The sequence below is a fragment of the Streptomyces sp. NPDC040545 genome, from assembly GCF_055595065.1.
This window is the reverse complement of the sequence record NZ_JBVIWA010000012.1, coordinates 190772-208214: the sequence shown is the minus strand read 5'-3', so window position 1 is coordinate 208214 and position 17443 is coordinate 190772. Positions and strand designations below refer to the sequence as shown.

The 17443-nt window shown below is 69.7% G+C and carries 16 protein-coding genes; 9 read left to right on the top strand and 7 right to left on the bottom strand.

The window, feature by feature from the left end:
- Nucleotides 1–14: 14 nt before the first annotated feature.
- Both ACZ573_RS23310 and ACZ573_RS23305 read right to left on the bottom strand, forming a co-directional pair.
- Nucleotides 15–422: a VOC family protein gene (locus ACZ573_RS23310; protein WP_301371301.1), complete on the bottom strand. Its 408-nt coding sequence runs from the start codon at nucleotides 420–422 to the stop codon at nucleotides 15–17.
- 140 nt (nucleotides 423–562) lie between these two features.
- Nucleotides 563–1027 carry a group III truncated hemoglobin gene (locus ACZ573_RS23305; protein WP_471307101.1) on the bottom strand — a complete coding sequence of 155 codons (465 nt, stop codon included), beginning with the start codon at nucleotides 1025–1027 and terminating at the stop codon, nucleotides 563–565.
- A 211-nt stretch (nucleotides 1028–1238) separates the two neighbouring features.
- On the opposite strand from ACZ573_RS23305, the gene ACZ573_RS23300 reads away from it, so the two are divergent.
- Entirely contained in the window at nucleotides 1239–2399 is a 1161-nt protein-coding gene (locus ACZ573_RS23300) for an alkaline phosphatase PhoX (protein WP_471307099.1), read from the top strand.
- Between the two features lie 149 nt (nucleotides 2400–2548).
- On the opposite strand, the gene ACZ573_RS23295 is transcribed toward ACZ573_RS23300, so the two are convergent.
- From ACZ573_RS23295 to dusB, 3 genes are all read right to left on the bottom strand, one after another.
- Entirely contained in the window at nucleotides 2549–3547 is a 999-nt protein-coding gene (locus tag ACZ573_RS23295; RefSeq protein ID WP_301371298.1) for an ArsR/SmtB family transcription factor, read from the bottom strand.
- Nucleotides 3548–3931: 384 nt separating this feature from the next.
- Nucleotides 3932–6640 (bottom strand): pyruvate, phosphate dikinase, encoded by a 2709-nt coding sequence (gene ppdK, locus ACZ573_RS23290; RefSeq protein WP_471307097.1) that lies wholly within the window; start codon nucleotides 6638–6640, stop codon nucleotides 3932–3934.
- A gap of 364 nt (nucleotides 6641–7004) precedes the next feature.
- On the bottom strand, nucleotides 7005–8165 hold the full coding sequence (gene dusB / locus ACZ573_RS23285) for a tRNA dihydrouridine synthase DusB (protein WP_301374717.1): 1161 nt from the start codon (nucleotides 8163–8165) through the stop codon (nucleotides 7005–7007).
- 33 nt (nucleotides 8166–8198) lie between these two features.
- Between dusB and ACZ573_RS23280 the strand changes: the two genes are divergently transcribed.
- On the top strand, nucleotides 8199–9650 hold the full coding sequence (locus ACZ573_RS23280; protein WP_471307096.1) for an MFS transporter: 1452 nt from the start codon (nucleotides 8199–8201) through the stop codon (nucleotides 9648–9650).
- A gap of 18 nt (nucleotides 9651–9668) precedes the next feature.
- On the opposite strand, the gene ACZ573_RS23275 is transcribed toward ACZ573_RS23280, so the two are convergent.
- A complete protein-coding gene (locus tag ACZ573_RS23275) occupies nucleotides 9669–10124 on the bottom strand; it encodes a MarR family winged helix-turn-helix transcriptional regulator (protein ID WP_351149453.1) in 456 nt (151 codons plus the stop codon).
- Nucleotides 10125–10215: 91 nt separating this feature from the next.
- On the opposite strand from ACZ573_RS23275, the gene ACZ573_RS23270 reads away from it, so the two are divergent.
- The 4 genes from ACZ573_RS23270 (at nucleotide 10216) to ACZ573_RS23255 (ending at nucleotide 13150) form a co-directional block, all read left to right on the top strand.
- Complete coding sequence (locus tag ACZ573_RS23270) at nucleotides 10216–10560, top strand: DoxX family protein (protein WP_471307094.1); 345 nt, start codon at nucleotides 10216–10218, stop codon at nucleotides 10558–10560.
- A 54-nt stretch (nucleotides 10561–10614) separates the two neighbouring features.
- Entirely contained in the window at nucleotides 10615–11673 is a 1059-nt protein-coding gene (locus ACZ573_RS23265) for an aldo/keto reductase (protein ID WP_471307093.1), read from the top strand.
- A gap of 21 nt (nucleotides 11674–11694) precedes the next feature.
- Complete coding sequence (locus ACZ573_RS23260) at nucleotides 11695–12288, top strand: TetR/AcrR family transcriptional regulator (RefSeq protein ID WP_030008968.1); 594 nt, start codon at nucleotides 11695–11697, stop codon at nucleotides 12286–12288.
- A gap of 148 nt (nucleotides 12289–12436) precedes the next feature.
- Nucleotides 12437–13150, top strand: a complete 714-nt coding sequence (locus ACZ573_RS23255; RefSeq protein WP_471307091.1) for a VC0807 family protein — start codon at nucleotides 12437–12439, stop codon at nucleotides 13148–13150.
- 79 nt (nucleotides 13151–13229) lie between these two features.
- Here ACZ573_RS23255 and ACZ573_RS23250 read toward each other — a convergent pair whose 3' ends face one another.
- The gene (locus ACZ573_RS23250) at nucleotides 13230–14612 is read right to left on the bottom strand and encodes a glycine--tRNA ligase (protein WP_471307089.1); all 1383 of its coding nucleotides are present in this window, start codon (nucleotides 14610–14612) and stop codon (nucleotides 13230–13232) included.
- A gap of 155 nt (nucleotides 14613–14767) precedes the next feature.
- Between ACZ573_RS23250 and ACZ573_RS23245 the strand changes: the two genes are divergently transcribed.
- The 3 genes from ACZ573_RS23245 to ACZ573_RS23235 are packed head-to-tail and all read left to right on the top strand — an operon-like array spanning nucleotide 14768 to nucleotide 17424.
- The gene (locus ACZ573_RS23245; protein WP_471307086.1) at nucleotides 14768–15739 is read left to right on the top strand and encodes a metal ABC transporter substrate-binding protein; all 972 of its coding nucleotides are present in this window, start codon (nucleotides 14768–14770) and stop codon (nucleotides 15737–15739) included.
- Nucleotides 15740–15766: 27 nt separating this feature from the next.
- Nucleotides 15767–16561, top strand: a complete 795-nt coding sequence (locus tag ACZ573_RS23240) for a metal ABC transporter ATP-binding protein (protein ID WP_471307162.1) — start codon at nucleotides 15767–15769, stop codon at nucleotides 16559–16561.
- Nucleotides 16561–17424 (top strand): metal ABC transporter permease, encoded by an 864-nt coding sequence (locus ACZ573_RS23235; protein ID WP_189736833.1) that lies wholly within the window; start codon nucleotides 16561–16563, stop codon nucleotides 17422–17424. The genes ACZ573_RS23240 and ACZ573_RS23235 overlap by 1 nt, the downstream gene beginning before the upstream one ends.
- The last annotated feature ends 19 nt before the right edge of the window (nucleotides 17425–17443 follow it).

Here is a 17443-nt window from a genome sequence, read left to right as displayed (position 1 = left end):
ATTCGGTGATGTCGTCAGCCCTGGACCATCGACGGGTCCATCCACATGATCTCCCACGTGTGGCCGTCGAGGTCGTCGAAGGCGCGGCCGTACATGACGCCGTGGTCCTGGGCGGGGCGGGGTTCGGTGGCGCCGGCCGCCAGGGCTCCGTCCACCAGCTCGTCGACCGCGGTGCGGCTCCCGGCGCTCAGACAGAGCAGCACCTCGGACGTCTTCGTGGCGTCCGCGATCTCCTTGTGGGTGAAGTCCTTGTAGCGGGCCTCGGTCAGGAGCATCGCGACGATGGTGTCGCTGATGACCATCGAGGCGCAGTTCTCGTCGGTGAACTGGGCGTTGAAGGAGTAGCCCAGCTTGCTCCAGAAGGCCTTGCTGGCGTCCAGGTCCTTGACCGGCAGGTTGACGAAGATCATGGTGGCGGACATCGAGGTCTCATTTCTCTCGTGTGCGGAGCTCGGTGCGTGCTGCCCGGTGCTTTCGAGAGGTAGACCGCCCGTCCCCGGGAAACTCATCGCTCCCCGCGAAATTTCTTCCAATTTTCTTTTCTGACCTACGAAACCGCAGGTCAGGCCATAGATACGAGGCTCAGCTCCAGCACCGCCAGCGGGATGAAGCCGGCCGCGTCCTCGCCCTGGAGCGAGGCCCCGGGTCCGGCGAGGCGCTGGTGGAGGGCGAGCGCGATCCGCTCCCCCTGCCCCTTGGCCCGCTCGGCGTTCGGCCCCCGGTGCCGTCCGTCGATCGCGGCCCTCCACAGCTGGACCCAGCGGCCGAAGTCGGCGGCGGTCAGCTCCCGCACCGCGTGCAGGGCGGCGTGCGGGGCGAAGGCGTCGCGCCGGTAGTCGGCGGTGCGGAAGAGGGCCCGCTCCCAGAAATCGGTGATCCGGGGCAGGTGGGACTCCAGGTCCGTGCCCGCGAGTTCGGTGAAGAAGGGCCCGATCCGCGGGTCGGCGAAGGCGGCCGTGTAGAAGCGGCGCAGTACGACGTCGAGGTCGGCACGGCCTGAGATGTCGGCGGCGGCGAAGTGGTCCATTGCCGCACCATCCTCCCCCACGGGGGGCCTCCCCCGGGCGGAAAGTCCCGCGGTGCGCCCCGCCGTTGCGCGGTCCGGCGTATTGCACGTCGAGCGGTCGCCCGTGCGTCATGGGGAGTTGGCGCCACGGCAACTGGCGCCTCCTAGGTTCCTCGACGCGTGCGACCCCGCGTCCGACCGGCCGCGGGGCCTTCCTCCCACAGGAGTGACCGTGGAACGTCGTACCTTCCTGCGCGGCGCAGTGATCGGTTCGTCGGCCGCCGCCTTCGGCGGCACGTTGATGCACGGGGCCGCCTACGCCGCCCCCGCCCAGCCGGGTGCCGGACCCTACGGGGCGCTCGGCGCGGCCGACGCCAACGGCATCATGCTCCCCAGCGGCTTCACCAGCCGGGTCATCGCCCGCTCCGGCCAGACCGTCAGCGGCACCTCGTACAGCTGGCACAGCGCCCCCGACGGCGGTGCCTGTTTCGCGGACGGCTCGGGCTGGATCTACGTGTCGAACTCGGAGATCAACCCCTCCGGCGGCGCGAGCGCGGTCAGGTTCAACTCCTCCGGCACCATCACCGGCGCCTACCGCATCCTGTCCAACACCCGGCAGAACTGCGCGGGCGGCAAGACCCCCTGGAACACCTGGCTGTCCTGCGAGGAGGTCGACCGCGGCTTCGTCTACGAGACCGACCCGTACGGGGTGAACGCGGCCGTGCAGCGCCCTGCGATGGGCCGCTTCAGGCACGAGGCGGCCGCCGCCGACCCGGTGCGCCGGGTGATCTACCTGACCGAGGACGAGACCAACGGCTGCTTCTACCGCTTCATCCCGGCCACCTGGGGCAACCTCTCCTCCGGCACCCTCCAGGTCCTGAAGGCCGGCACCGCCACCTCCGGCTCCTTCACCTGGCAGAACGTCCCGGACCCGGACGGTTCGCCGACCGTGACCCGCAGCCAGGTCTCGGGCTCGAAGAAGTTCAACGGCGGCGAGGGCTGCCACTACGCCAACGACACCGTCTGGTTCACCACCAAGGGCGACAACCGGGTCTGGCAGCTGAACCTCACGAACAGCACGTACGAGCTGGCCTACGACGACTCGCTCGTGCCCGGCGGCGCGGCCCCGCTGACCGGTGTCGACAACGTCACCGGGTCCTCGTACGGCGACCTGTACGTCGCCGAGGACGGCGGCAACATGGAGATCTGCGTGATCACCCCGGACGACGTGGTGGCGCCCTTCCTGCGGATCACCGGCCAGTCCTCCTCGGAGATCACCGGCCCGGCCTTCTCGCCCGCCGGCAACCGCCTCTACTTCTCCAGCCAGCGCGGTACGAGCGGCAGCTCGTCCGGCGGCATCACCTACGAGGTGACGGGCCCGTTCCGCGTCTAGCCCCGCCGTCGTTCCCCTCCAGCCCCGCCAGGGGGCACCTCCCAGCGGTAGCGGGGGGAGTTCGAGGCGCGGGGCCCGGGGGCAACGGCGCCGCACCCGCACGACCGGCCGCACCCCGACGGGTTCACCCCGCCGAGGTGCGGCCACCGTCATGAGGCCACGGCCCCACCCTTCAGCAGCGCAGCCCCCAGCGGGGTCACGGTGTGCAGCACCGCGTTCCCCCGCCGCAGCGTGGTGACCAGCCCCGCCTCCCGCATCACGCACGCGTGCTGGCTCGCGGAGGCCAGCGAGACCCCGGCCCGGCGGGCCAGCTCACTGGTGGTCGCCCCGTCCCCTATGGCCCGCAGCACGACCGAGCGGGTGTGCCCGACCAGCTTGCCCAGGGTGCGCTGGCGCTGCTCCTCCACGGGCCGCGCCGCCTCGCCCCCCGCCGGCGCCGAGGCCAGCTGCGCCGCGGCCGGGTAGACGAGCACCGGCGGCAGCTCGGGATCGTGCAGGGTCACCGCGGTGCGCCGGCAGAAGAAGGAGGGCTGGAGCAGCAGCCCCCGCCCCCGCAGCCGTACGTCACGGTCCACGGGGTAGTCGCACTCCAGCACCGGGGCCCGCCAGCGCAGCATGGGCGGCAGGGAGTCCAGCAGCTCGTCCGCGCCGCCGTCCAGCAGGGCCCGGCCGCGCGCGGCGCGCTCGGCCTCGATCTGGGCCTGGATATGCGTCCAGTACGGCTCCACGGCGGCCCGGTGGTACGCGCGGAGCTCGCCCATGAGCCGCGGCAGCTGCTTGTCACCGCCGTCCATGAACTCCCGTAGCCGTGGCGTCATCGGGGCACCGGCGGCCAGCAGCTGCAGCTCGCGCCGCATGCGCTCGGGACGAATCCCGCGCAGCGCGTCGAGGCCCACGTCCCACCCGTACTGCCCCTCCACAGGGGTCAAGAAATCGGGGAAATAACCACGACTCGGTATGAGCATACCGAGCGTGCGTGTTTCACTATTCAACCTGCTCCGGGTTTCCGTACGCCATTCACCGAACAACCGGGCATCGCGCCGGTCCCTTAAGCGGTGAAAGCTCAGAATCGTTTCCCACAACGCATCGGGACGCCCTGCCATCCGTACGCGTGCCAGGTCCACTCCAGTGAAATGGATACGCAGCACCGAACCCCCACCTGTGCAACCGCAATCCCCCCGCCCCATGAGTATGCACGCCGTCACACGTTGTCACCACGCCCTTTCGGCCACAGTTGAAACCCCTTTCGGCGGGGGCGTGACAACCGAAATCCTGTACTCCGCCGGGCACACTCCGGTGCGACCGAAACGCTCCGCGAAGGCCGTGGGGGGCTTTGCGGGGCCTGGCGGTCGGTCGCACCGGGAAGCGCCGACGTGCCCGGCAGAATGACAGCGGCGGTGGACGGGTGGGGATCCGTCCACCGCCTGCTGGCGTAAAGATTTGTTGAACAACAAAAATAGGCGCGCCCGCCCCCGGGCAGTCAGGGAACCCGGGGACAGGCGCGGTCTATGGGGCCCTAGGCGGGCTGTGGGTCAGCGGCTGTCGCTGCCCTTCGCCTCGGCGGCCGCACGGCCGGCCTCAAGGCGCGCCACCGGAATCCGGAAGGGCGAGCAGGAGACGTAGTCGAGGCCGACCTCGTGGAAGAAGTGGACGGACTCGGGGTCGCCGCCGTGCTCGCCGCAGACGCCGAGCTTGAGGTCGGGGCGGGTGGCCCGGCCCAGCTTGGCCGCGTGCCGGACCAGCGAGCCGACACCGTCCTTGTCGATGGTCTCGAAGGGCGAGACCCCGAAGATGCCCTTCTCCAGGTAGGCGGTGAAGAAGCTGGCCTCGACGTCGTCGCGGGAGAAGCCCCACACCGTCTGGGTCAGGTCGTTCGTGCCGAAGGAGAAGAACTGCGCGGCCTCGGCGATCTGGTCGGCGGTCAGCGCGGCGCGCGGCAGCTCGATCATCGTGCCGATGGTCAGCTTGAGGCTGGTGCCGGTCGCGGCCTCGACCTCGGCGATGACCTGGTCGGCCTCGTCGCGGACGATCTCCAGCTCCTGGACGGTGCCGACGAGCGGGACCATGATCTCGGCGCGCGGGTCGCCCTTGGCGTTCTTGCGCTCGGCCGCGGCCTCGGCGATCGCCCGGACCTGCATCTTGAACAGGCCGGGGATGACCAGGCCGAGGCGGACACCGCGCAGACCCAGCATCGGGTTCTGCTCGTGCAGCTTGTGCACGGCCTGGAGCAGGCGCAGGTCGTTCTCGTTGGCGTCCTTGCGGGACTCGGCGAGGGCGACGCGCACCGACAGCTCGGTGATGTCGGGCAGGAACTCGTGCAGCGGCGGGTCCAGGAGGCGGACGGTGACGGGGAGGCCGTCCATCGCCTCGAACAGCTCGACGAAGTCCTTCTTCTGCAGCGGCAGGAGGGCACTGAGTGCCTCCTCGCGCTCTCCGTCGGTGTCCGCGAGGATCAGTCGCTCCACGAGTTCACGGCGCTCACCGAGGAACATGTGCTCGGTGCGGCACAGGCCGATGCCCTGGGCGCCGAAGCGGCGGGCGCGCAGCGCGTCCTCGGCGTTGTCGGCGTTGGCGCGCACCCGCAGGCGGCGGACGCGGTCGGCGTAGGCCATGATCCGGTGCACGGCGGCGACGAGCTCGTCGGCGTCGTCGGCGCCGGCGTGCATGCGGCCCTCGAAGTACTCGACGACCGGGGACGGTACGACGGGTACCTCACCGAGGTAGACCTTGCCGGTGGAGCCGTCGATGGAGACGACGTCGCCCTCTTCGATGACCGTTTCGCCGACCGTCATGCGGCGGCGCTTGGTGTCGACGTCGAGCTCCTCGGCGCCGCAGACACAGGTCTTGCCCATGCCGCGGGCGACGACGGCGGCGTGCGAGGTCTTGCCGCCGCGCGAGGTCAGGATGCCCTCGGAGGCGATCATGCCGTCCAGGTCGTCCGGGTTGGTCTCGCGGCGGATCAGGATGACCTTCTCGCCGGAGCGGGACCACTTGACGGCCGTGTAGGAGTCGAAGACGGCCTTGCCGACCGCCGCGCCCGGGGAGGCGGCGATGCCGCGGCCGAGCAGGGTGGTCTTGGCGCCCTCGTCGAAGCGCGGGAACATCAGCTGGGCCAGCTGGTGGCCGCTGACGCGCTGGAGGGCCTCGGCCTCGTCGATCAGGCCCTGGTCGACGAGCTGGGTGGCGATGCGGAAGGCGGCGCCGGCGGTGCGCTTGCCGACGCGAGTCTGGAGCATCCACAGCTGGCCGCGCTCGATGGTGAACTCGATGTCGCAGAGATCCTTGTAGTGGGTCTCCAGCGTCGTCATGATCGTCATGAGCTGGTCGTACGAGGCCTTGTCGATGGCCTCCAGGTCCGCGAGCGGCACGGTGTTGCGGATACCCGCGACGACGTCCTCGCCCTGGGCGTTCTGCAGGTAGTCGCCGTAGACGCCCGCGTGGCCGCTGGCGGGGTCGCGGGTGAAGGCGACGCCGGTGCCGGAGTCGGGGCCGAGGTTGCCGAAGACCATGGAGCAGATGTTGACCGCGGTACCCAGGTCGCTCGGGATGCGCTCCTGGCGGCGGTAGAGCTTGGCGCGGTCGGTGTTCCACGAGTTGAAGACGGCCTCGACGGCGAGGTCGAGCTGCTCGCGGGCGTCCTGCGGGAACTCGCGGCCGGCCTGCTTGGCGACGATCTTCTTGAAGCGGGTGACCAGCTTCTTCAGGTCGGCGGCGTCCAGGTCGGTGTCGACGGTGACCTTCTTGGCGGCCTTGGCCTCGTCGAGGGCTTCCTCGAAGAGCTCGCCGTCGACGTCCAGCACGGTCTTGCCGAACATCTGGATGAGGCGGCGGTAGGAGTCCCACGCGAAGCGCTCGTTACCGGCCTGGGAGGCAAGGCCGGTCACGGACTCGTCGGAGAGGCCGATGTTGAGGACGGTGTCCATCATGCCGGGCATCGAGAACTTCGCACCGGAGCGCACGGAGACCAGCAGCGGGTCGTCCGACTGTCCGAGCTTCTTGCCCATCTTCGCCTCGAGGGCGGCAAGGTGGGCGCTGACCTCTTCGCGCAGCGCGGCCGGGGCCGTGCCGCTCTCGAGGTAGACCTTGCAGGCCTCGGTGGTGATGGTGAAGCCGGGAGGGACCGGCAGACCCAGGTTGGTCATCTCGGCGAGGTTGGCACCCTTGCCGCCGAGAAGGTCCTTGAGGTCGCGGTTGCCCTCGGTGAAGTCGTAGACGAACTTCTGATCTTTGTTTTCCGACACGGGTCTCGACTCCTCGAGGCTCGGTGGCTGCCCTGACGGCCAGGAACATACCCAGATCGAAGGCTTCTGGGTACGTCCACTTGGTCGTCATACGGCTGTAACCACCCGTGCGCCAGCAGATCGAAAGTAACTCATGGGTAATCAGAAAGTACGAACAGCCTTCACATCTCGAAGGGTGAGGGGGCCCTTGAGGCCTGATCACGCTCGGATGAGCGATCATCGATACATTTGCATTCAAGTCTTGAACGCACAAAGGGTGGCACCCAGTGCCACCCTTTGAAAGTCTTACCCGTGACTTCTGTGCTCATCTGAGCGAAACCCTTCCCATGCGTGGCGTATATCACGCACCACGGAGGGCGATTTGTCAGCCTCCGGAGGTGTCCAGTTCAGCGTCCTCGCTCACACCCGCGCAGTCGTACGGGTCCTTCAGCCAGCCGTCCGGCAGGACAACTCGGTTGTTTCCGGACGTCCGACCGCGAGGTCCGTCCGCGCTCTCCGGCCATGCTTGATCCAGATCGAGCTCGCTCAGATGAGCGTCCAGCTCGGCCAGGGAAGAGGTGACCGCGAGCTTCTTGCGCATCTCCGAGCCCACCGAGAAGCCCTTGAGGTACCAGGCCACGTGCTTACGGAAGTCGATCACCCCGCGCGCCTCGTCGCCGATCCACTCCCCCAGCAGTTGCGCGTGGCGGTGCATGGTGGTCGCCACCTCGCGCAGGGTGGGCTTGTGGAAGTCCTCGGGGCGCCCCTCGAAGGCCGCCACCAGGTCGTTGAACAGCCACGGCCGCCCCAGGCAGCCGCGGCCCACGACGACGCCGTCGCAGCCGGTCTCGCGGACCATGCGCAGCGCGTCCTCGGCGCACCAGATGTCGCCGTTGCCGAGCACCGGGATCTCCGGCACGTGCTCCTTGAGCCGCGCGATCGCGTCCCAGTCGGCGGTGCCGCCGTAGTGCTGGGCGGTGGTCCGGCCGTGCAGGGCTATCGCGGTGACCCCCTCCTCGACGGCGATCCGGCCGGCGTCGAGGTAGGTGAGGTGGTCGTCGTTGATGCCCTTGCGCATCTTCATGGTGACCGGGAGGTCGCCGGCGCCCGCGACGGCCTCGCGCAGGATCGCGCGCAGCAGGTTCCGCTTGTAGGGGAGGGCCGAGCCGCCGCCCTTGCGGGTCACCTTGGGGACCGGGCAGCCGAAGTTGAGGTCGATGTGGTCGGCGCGGTCCTCTTCGACGATCATGCGGACCGCCTTGCCGACCGTGGCCGGGTCCACCCCGTACAGCTGAATCGAGCGAGGCTTCTCGGTCTCGTCGAAGTGGATCAGCTGCATGGTCTTCTCGTTGCGCTCGACCAGGGCGCGGGTCGTGATCATCTCGCTCACGAACAGCCCCTTGCCGCCCGAGAACTCCCGGCAGAGGGTACGGAACGGGGCATTGGTGATGCCGGCCATGGGTGCGAGCACCACCGGGGGCTGCACGGTGTGCGGGCCGATCGCGAGGGGCGGAGGGAGCGTGGTCATCCGCCCATTGTCCCGCATGCCGAGGGGGTGCGGGGGACGTAGCATCGGCGCATGATCGAGCCGAGTCCCCGGCAGCGCATGCTCGTCCTCGCGATCTGCTGCATGAGCCTGCTGATCGTCAGCCTCGACAACACCGTGCTCAACGTCGCCCTGCCCTCGATGCGCCGTGACCTGGACGCCTCGGTCGCGGGACTGCAGTGGAGCATCGACGCCTACACCCTCGTGCTGGCCTCGCTGCTGATGCTCGCGGGCTCCACGGCTGACCGGATCGGGCGCCGGAAGGTGTTCGTGGCCGGTCTGGTGGCCTTCACCGGCGGCTCCCTGCTCTGCTCGCTCGCCCCCAGCCTCAACTGGCTCATCGTCTTCCGCATGGTGCAGGCCGTCGGCGGCGCGATGCTCAACCCGGTGGCGATGTCGATCATCACCAACACCTTCACCGATCCCGCCGAGCGGGCCCGGGCCATCGGCGTGTGGGGGGCGGTCGGGGGCATCTCCATGGCGGCGGGGCCCCTGATCGGCGGGGTGCTGGTGGACTCCGTGGGCTGGCGCTCGATCTTCCTGATCAACCTGCCGATCGGGCTGGCGGCGTTCGCGCTGACCCTGCGGCACATCACCGAGTCCCGGGCGGCCCGTCCGCGCCGCCCGGACCCGCTGGGGCAGGTGCTGGTCATCGCCCTGCTGGGCAGTCTGACGTACGGGATCATCGAGGCGCCGGCCGCCGGCTGGCGCTCGCCGCTGATCATGGGGTGCGCGGTGGTGGCCGTCGCATCGTTCCTGGGGCTGCTGATCCACGAGCCCCGCTGCGAGGAGCCGCTGATCGATCTCCGGTTCTTCCGGAGCGCGCCCTTCAGCGGGTCGACCGTGATCGCGATCAGCGCCTTCGCCGGGCTCGCCGGTTTCCTCTTCCTGAACACGCTGTACCTCCAGGACGTGCGGGGCCTCAGTGCCCTGCACGCCGGGCTCTACATGCTGCCGATGGCCGGTCTGACCGTCCTGTTCGCCCCGCTGGCCGGGCGGCTGGTGGGCAGCCGCGGGCCGCGGATCTGCCTGCTGATCGCGGGGGTGTCGATGGCGGCGAGCGGGCTGCTGTTCGCCCTGTTCGAGGCCGAGACGTCCAATCCGCTGCTGTTCACCGGGTACATGCTGTTCGGGCTCGGCTTCGGCATGGTGAACGCGCCGATCACCAATACGGCGGTGTCCGGGATGCCGCGTTCGCAGGCGGGGGTCGCGGCCGCCATCGCCTCCACCAGCCGGCAGACCGGCGGCACCCTGGGCGTGGCGGTGATCGGCTCGGTGCTGGCGGCCGGGCTGGCGAACGGCGCGGACTTCTCGGCGGCGGCCCAGCCGGCCTGGTGGATCATCACGATCTGCGGGCTGCTCGTCCTGGCCGTGGGGGCGGCGACGAGCGGCGCATGGGCCCGCCGGACGGCGGAGCGGACCGCCCGCACCCTGGAGGAGGCGGTCGGCGCCACCGCGACGACGACGGGTTCGCCGCGCGGCTGAGCGGTCCGTGGCGGGCGGCTACTCGCCGCAGTTGAAGTCCTCGGCCGAGGTGTTGACCCGGTCGAGGAGGCCGCGCAGGAGGTCGCGCTCCGCGGCCGACAGGCCCGCGAAGATGCCGCTCTCGACCTCGTCGAGGGCGGTGTTCGTCTTGTGGAGGGCCGCTTCCCCGGCGTCGGTGATGGCCACGTTGTGACGGCGGCGGTCGGCCGGGTCCCGGCGGCGTTCGGCCAGGCCCTCGCCCTCCAGGTCGTTCAGGATCCCGACGAGCACGCTCGGGTCCACCTCCAGCCGCTCGGCGAGCGCCCGCTGGCTCATGGGGCCGCCCTCCAGGTGCATCAGCGTCATCGCGTGCCGCGGGGTGAGCCCGGCCGCGCCGAGTGCCCGCTTCATCCGCGTCTGGGTGACCGACCCGTGCCAGGCCAGCAGCAGGCCCAGCCGCTGGGGAGGGTGCGGTCCGTCCTGATCTGCCGTCATGGTCCACATCGTAGCAATCAAGAAATGATTGCGTTGGAGATATCGTTGATGCTATTCAATGGTTTCACAACACCGACCGTTGGAGACCTTCATGTTCATCGCCTACGCCGTCGTCGGCGTCCTGCTCGCCCTCGTCCTCGCCGCCTCGGCCACCTTCAGCCTCCAGCGCAACGACCAGATCGTGGCGAGCATGCAGAAGGTCCAGGTCCCGGACTCGTGGCTGCCGCGGCTGGCCACGCTCAAGGCCGCGGGCGCGATCGGCCTGGTGGCCGGCCTGTGGGTGACTCCGCTCGGCGTGGCCGCGGCCGTCGGCGTGACCCTCTACTTCATCGGCGCGGTCGTCAGCCACCTCCGGGTCAAGGACTACGAGCTGGCGCCGGCGGCCGTACTGACCCTGGTCTCGGCGGCCGCCCTGGTGCTGCGGATCCTCGCCTGACACTGACGAGTGACAGATATTGAAATCTGTCACTCGTCATGTCATTCTCGTTCCATGACGAAGAGCGAGAGCACCTACGTGACCACCGACCGCCGCACTCTCGGCAGCACCGGCCCCACCGTCTTCCCGCTGGGGCTGGGCTGCATGGGGATGTCCGCCCTCTACGGGGAGGCGGACCGCGCCGAGTCCATCGCGACCATCCACGCCTATCTGGACGCCACCCCGGACGGCACGCACACGCTGCTGGACACCGGCGACTTCTACGGCATGGGGCACAACGAACTGCTGATCAACGAGGCCCTGCGCACGGCGCCCGCCGAGGCCCGCGAGCGGGCGCTGACCAGCGTCAAGTTCGGCGCGCTGCGTACGGTCGAGGGTGGCTTCACCGGTTACGACGGCCGGCCGGAGGCCGTCAAGAACTTCCTGGCCTACTCGCTCCAGCGGCTCGGCCGGGACCACATCGACATCTACCGGATCGCGCGCGTGGACCCGGACGTGCCGATCGAGGAGACCGTCGGGGCCATCGCCGAGGCGGTCCAGGCCGGGCACGTGCGCCACATCGGCCTCTCGGAGGTCGGCGCGGACACCCTGCGCCGGGCCGCCGCCGTGGCCCCGATCTCGGACCTCCAGATCGAGTATTCGCTGATCTCCCGCGGCATCGAGGACGAGATCCTGCCGACCGCCCGCGAGCTCGGCATCGGGATCACGGCGTACGGGGTGCTGTCCCGCGGCCTGATCAGCGGCCACTTCACCCGCGACCGCGCACTGGCCCCGGGCGACTTCCGCGGCATGAGCCCCCGCTTCCAGGGCGACAACCTCGGCCGGAACCTCGACCTGGTGGAGGCGCTGCGGAAGGTGGCCGAGGGCAAGGGCGTGAGCGTCGCCCAGACCGCGATCGCCTGGGTGCTCGCGCAGGGGCCGCGGCACGGGGTCGACATCGTGCCGCTGGTGGGCGCCCGGCGCCGGGACCGGCTCGCCGAGGCACTGGGTGCCATGAACGTCTCCCTCGACGCCGCCGACCTGGCCGCCGTCGAAGAGGCCGTCCCTGCGGGCGCCGCGGCCGGCGAGAGGTACCCGGCGGCCCAGATGGCCCACCTCGACAGTGAGCACTGAGCTGACGGTACGGTCGTACCCATGCCTCCCGCTGCTGCCGAGCCCCTGACTCCCGAGCGCATCCTCGCGACCACCGAGGAGGTACTGCGCCGCTTCGGCCCCACCAAGGCGACCGTGGTGGACGTGGCCCGCGCCCTGGGGGTCAGCCACGGCAGCGTGTACCGGCACTTCCCGTCGAAGGCGGCGCTGCGCGAGGCCGTCACGGACCGCTGGCTCGCCAGGAGCGTGGTCATGCTGGAGGAGATCGCCTCGGCCCCGACCGGGAGCGCCCCCTCCAAGCTGGAGGCATGGCTGGAGGCCCTCTTCGAGGCCAAGCGCCACAAGGCGGGCGACGACCCGGAACTGTTCGCCACCTACACCGTGCTGCTCGCCGAGAACAGCGGCGTGGTGGACGCGCACCTGACCGAGCTGATCGACCAGCTGGGCCGGATCATCGCCGAGGGCGTCGCGGCGGGCTCGCTCGCCGCCGACGATGTGCCGGCGGCGGCGCGCGCGGTGTTCGACGCCACCGGCCGCTTCCACGACCCGCAGTACGCGGCCGACTGGCTCTCACCGACGATCATCACCGAGTTCGAGGCGGTCACCGCCCTCGTGATCCGGGGCCTGCGCGCCTGACGCGTGGCCGCCACCAGCCGGAATCCATCCGGAATCAGTCAGTCCGGATACTTGATGATCATTTTGGCCGCGTTTTGGTTGTTCGCGTCCCGTCAATGTCCTTACGGTCCCCCTACCGCACGTCATCAGGCACGTTCCAGGGGGAACCTTGTCCACTCCGGCAACTCACCACGCACGACCGGCACCTCCGAAGCGCTCGGGCCGAGCCGCCGCCCTCGGCTGGATCCTGACCATCGGGCTCAACGTGGTCGCGCCGATCATCACGTACAACGCACTCACCAAGGACCACGGCTGGAGCGAGTTCTCCGCGCTGCTGCTCAGCAGTGCCTGGCCGGTGCTCGAAAGCGCCATCAGCCTGGCCTGGCGGCGCAAGCTCGACGAGTTCGCCGTCGTCACCCTGGTGCTCATGGCGATCACCGCCGTCGTCTCGCTCGTCGGCGCGCACTCGGCCCGCGCACTGCTCATCAAGGACTCGGGAGTCACCGGGCTCTTCGGGCTGCTCTGCCTGGCTACGCTGCTCGCGCCGCGGCCGCTGATGTTCTACTTCGGCCGCAAGTTCGCCACCGACGGCACCCCGGAGAGCACCGCCTGGTGGAACGGTCTGTGGCAGTACGAGGGCTTCCGCACCACCCTGAACCGGATGACCCTGGTGTGGGGCCTCGCGTACGTCGTCGAGGCGATCGTCCGCGTCTTCCTCGCCTACACGCTGGACACCAAGACCATGGTGGCGGTCAGCCCGATCATGATCTACGGGGTACTGGCCGCACTCGGCGTGTGGACCGCCATGTACGGGAAGCGGTCCCAGGCCGAGGGCGAGCGCCGCGCGGCCGAAGCGGCGGCCCAGGCGGCAGCGGCCTCCTGAGCCGGACCCGCCCCGCGAAAAGACCGGTGGCCCGGTGCGATTCGAGCGCACCGGGCCACCGGTCTTCGTGCGGCAGGACCTAGCAGCCGAGCAGGCGGCTGCCGAGGTAGGTCTGGATCTGGTCCAGGGAGACGCGCTCCTGCTTCATGGTGTCGCGCTCGCGCACGGTCACCGCGTTGTCGTCCAGGGTGTCGAAGTCGACGGTGACGCAGAACGGCGTACCGATCTCGTCCTGGCGGCGGTAGCGGCGGCCGATGGCGCCCGCGTCGTCGAACTCGATGTTCCAGAACTTGCGCAGGTCGGCGGCCAGGCCCTTGGCCTTCGGCGACAGCTGCGCGTTACGGGACAGCGGCAGGACGGCGACCTTGACCGGGGCCAGGCGCGGGTCGAAGCGCATCACGGTGCGCTTCTCCATGACGCCCTTGGCGTTCGGGGCCTCGTCCTCGTTGAACGCGTCGAGCATGAAGGCGAGCATGGCGCGGTTCACGCCGGCCGCCGGCTCGATGACGTACGGGGTGTACTTCTCCTTCGTCTCCTGGTCGAAGTAGACGAGCTCCTGGCCGGAGGCCGCGGAGTGCGCCTTCAGGTCGAAGTCGGTGCGGTTGGCGACGCCCTCCAGCTCGGAGAACTCGTTGCCGCCGAAGTTGAAGCGGTACTCGATGTCGGCGGTGCGCTTCGAGTAGTGGGACAGCTTCTCCTTCGGGTGCTCGTACCAGCGGATGTTCTCCTCGCGGATGCCGAGGTCGCGGTACCAGTTCCACCGCTCGGCCATCCAGTACTCCTGCCACTGCTCGTCCTCGCCCGGCTTGACGAAGAACTCCATCTCCATCTGCTCGAACTCGCGCGTGCGGAAGATGAAGTTGCCCGGAGTGATCTCGTTGCGGAAGGACTTGCCCATCTGCGCGATGCCGAACGGGGGCTTCTTGCGCGAGGTGGTCTGCACGTGGGCGAAGTTGGTGAAGATGCCCTGGGCGGTCTCGGGGCGCAGGTACGCCTTCGAGCCGGTGTCCTGGGTCGGGCCGAGGTGGGTCTCCAGCATGCCGGAGAACTGCTTCGGCTCGGTGAACTGGCCCTTCACACCACAGTTGGGGCAGTTGATGTCGGCGAGACCATTGGCGGGCAGACGGCCGTGCTTGGCCTCGTACGCCTCTTCAAGGTGGTCCGCGCGGTGGCGCTTGTGGCAGGAGGTGCACTCGGTCAGCGGGTCCGAGAAAGTGGCGACGTGGCCGGAGGCCACCCAGACCTCGGGGGCCAGGATCACGGAAGAGTCGAGGCCGACGATGTCCTCGCGCCCGGTGACCATGGCCTTCCACCACTGGCGCTTGATGTTCTCCTTGAGCTCGACACCCAGCGGACCGTAGTCCCAGGCGGCCTTGGAGCCGCCGTAGATGTCACTGCACGGGAAAACGAAGCCACGGCGCTTGCTCAGGCTGACGATGGTTTCGATCTTGTCGGCGGCCACGGTGCTCTCTTCATTACGAGGACGAACGGCGAAGTCTTTAGATTACCGGCGCCCGCACCCCCCCTTTCAAATCGGTTCCCCTTCCGCGCCCGCCCGCCCAGGCCTCCCACCTGGGTTTTTGACAATCGTTTCCATCTTTGATGAAAATGGATGTCATGAACGTACGACGCCTCATACCCACCGCCGCCCTCGCCGGAGCCGTCGCCCTCGGCGCCACGGCCCTGACCGCCTGCTCCGGAGCCGGCGCCACCGGGAGCAAGGACGGCAAGGTCGGCGTGACGGCGTCGTTCTACCCCCTGCAGTTCCTGGCCGAGCAGATCGGCAAGGACCACGTGAAGGTCGACGGCCTGACCAAGCCCGGCGTCGAACCGCACGACCTGGAGATCACCCCGAAGCAGACCGCGCAGCTCGGCGAGGCGGACGTGGTCCTCTACCTCAAGAGCCTGCAGCCCGCCGTCGACAAGGCCGTGGCCCAGTCCGGCGTGAAGAACATCGTCGACGCCGCGACCCTCACCGAGCTGGAGGTCCACGGCTCCGGCCACGACCACGGCGCCGAAGAGGGCCACGCCGAGGGCGAGGGCCACGACCACGGCCACGGCGAGGGCGGCAAGGACCCCCACGTCTGGCTCGACCCCGTCAAGTACGCGGAGATCGCCAAGGGTGTCGGCGCCGCCCTGGAGAAGGCCGACCCCGGCCACGCCGCGGACTACAAGAAGAACACCGACGAGCTCGTCGCCAAACTGGCCGCGCTGGACACGGAGTTCAAGGACGGCCTGAAGAACACCGCCTCCAGGACCTTCATCACCACCCACTCCGCCTTCGGCTACCTCGCCGAGCGCTACGGCCTCGACCAGGAGGGCATCTCCGGCGTCGACCCCGAGTCCGAGCCGAGCCCGGCGCGGATGAAGGATCTTCAGGCCGTCGCGAAGAAGGACAATGTCACCACCGTGTTCTTCGAGACCCTGGCCAGCGACAAGACGGCCAAGACCCTCGCGACGGACACCGGCCTGACGACCGACGTCCTGGACCCGCTCGAAGGAATCACCGGCACCTCCCAGGGCGCTGACTACTTCGAGGTCATGCGGTCCAACCTGAAGAACCTCCAGAAGGCGCTCGGAGCCAAGTAGATGACAGCAGCAACGGAGGCGCGAGCCATGCAGTCCACACCGGGGCAGGCGGCGGACCAGCCGCCCGTCATATCCCTGCGCGGGGCCACGGCCTCGCTCGGCTCGCGCCCCGTGCTGCGCGGGATCGACCTCACCGTCCACCGCGGTGAGGTCGTCGCGCTGCTCGGTGCCAACGGCTCCGGCAAGTCCACGGCCGTGCGCGCCGTGGTCGGCCAGGTCCCGCTGACCGACGGAACCCTCGACCTCTTCGGCACGGACTTCAAGCGCTTCCGCGACTGGTCGCGCATCGGGTACGTCCCCCAGCGCACCACCGCCGCCGGCGGCGTCCCGGCCACCGTCCGCGAGGTCGTCTCCTCCGGCCGGCTCGCCCGCTCCCGCTTCGGCCTCCTGCGCAAGGCCGACAGGGCCGCCATAGAGCACGCCCTGGCCCTGGTCGACATGGACTCGTACGCCGACGCCTCGGTGGACGCCCTCTCCGGCGGGCAGCACCAGCGCGTGCTCATTGCCCGGGCGCTCGCCGTCGAACCCGAGCTGCTGATCATGGACGAGCCGATGGCGGGCGTGGACCTCGCCAACCAGGAGGTCCTGGCGAGCGCCCTGCGCGCGCAGGTCGCCGCCGGCTCCACCGTCCTGCTCGTGCTGCACGAGCTGGGCCCGCTGGAGCCCCTGATCGACCGCGCCGTCGTCCTGCGCGACGGCTGCGTCGTCCACGACGGCCCGCCCCCGGAGGCCGTGGGGCAGCACGCCCTGCCCGGCCACGACCACGTACACCCCCACGCGGCGCACGACGCCGGGCCCCTGCGGACGGGACTGCTGAGCTGATGGACATCCTCGACTACGCCTTCATGCAGCGCGCACTGATCGCGGCGGCCCTGGTCGGCATCACGGCGCCCGCCATCGGCACGTACCTCGTCCAGCGCCGCCAGGCGCTGATGGGCGACGGCCTCGGCCACGTCGCGATGACCGGTGTCGCACTCGGCTTCGTGCTCCAGACCAGCCCGGTCTGGATGGCGACGCTCGTCGCCGTCGTCGGCGCCGTCGGCATGGAACTGATCCGGGCCCGCGGCAGGACCAGCGGGGACGTCGCCCTCGCCATGCTCTTCTACGGCGGCCTCGCGGGCGGCGTCATGATCATCAACCTCGGGGGCGGACAGACGGCCAGCCTCCTCGGCTCGATGTTCGGCTCGATCACCACGGTCGCCGCCGAGGACGTGACCGCGATGGCGATCCTCGCCGCCTTCGTCCTCGCCGTGGCCATCGGCCTGCGCAGGCAGCTCTTCGCCGTCTGCCAGGACGAGGAGTTCGCCCGGGTCACCGGCCTGCCCGTGCGCGCCCTGAACCTGCTGATCGCGGTCACCGCCGCCGTCACCGTCACCGTCGCGATGCGCATCGTCGGCCTGCTGCTGGTCAGCGCGATGCTGGTGATCCCGGTCGCGGCCGCGCAGCGCCTCACCCGCAGTTTCGCGGCCACGCTGGGCCTGGCGATGGCCATCAGCGTGACCGTCTCGCTGACCGGCACGGCGGCCACCTACTACATCAACGTGCCCTCGGGCGCGACGATCGTGCTGCTCGCGATCGGCGTCTTCATGGTGATGACCGCCCTCTCCGCCCCCCTGGCCCGGCGCCGGGCCAGAGCCGCACTCGCGGCCGAAGAGGTCTGCACGCGCGACGATGTGAAGGTCTAGGGGGCGGCGAGATCCGGAG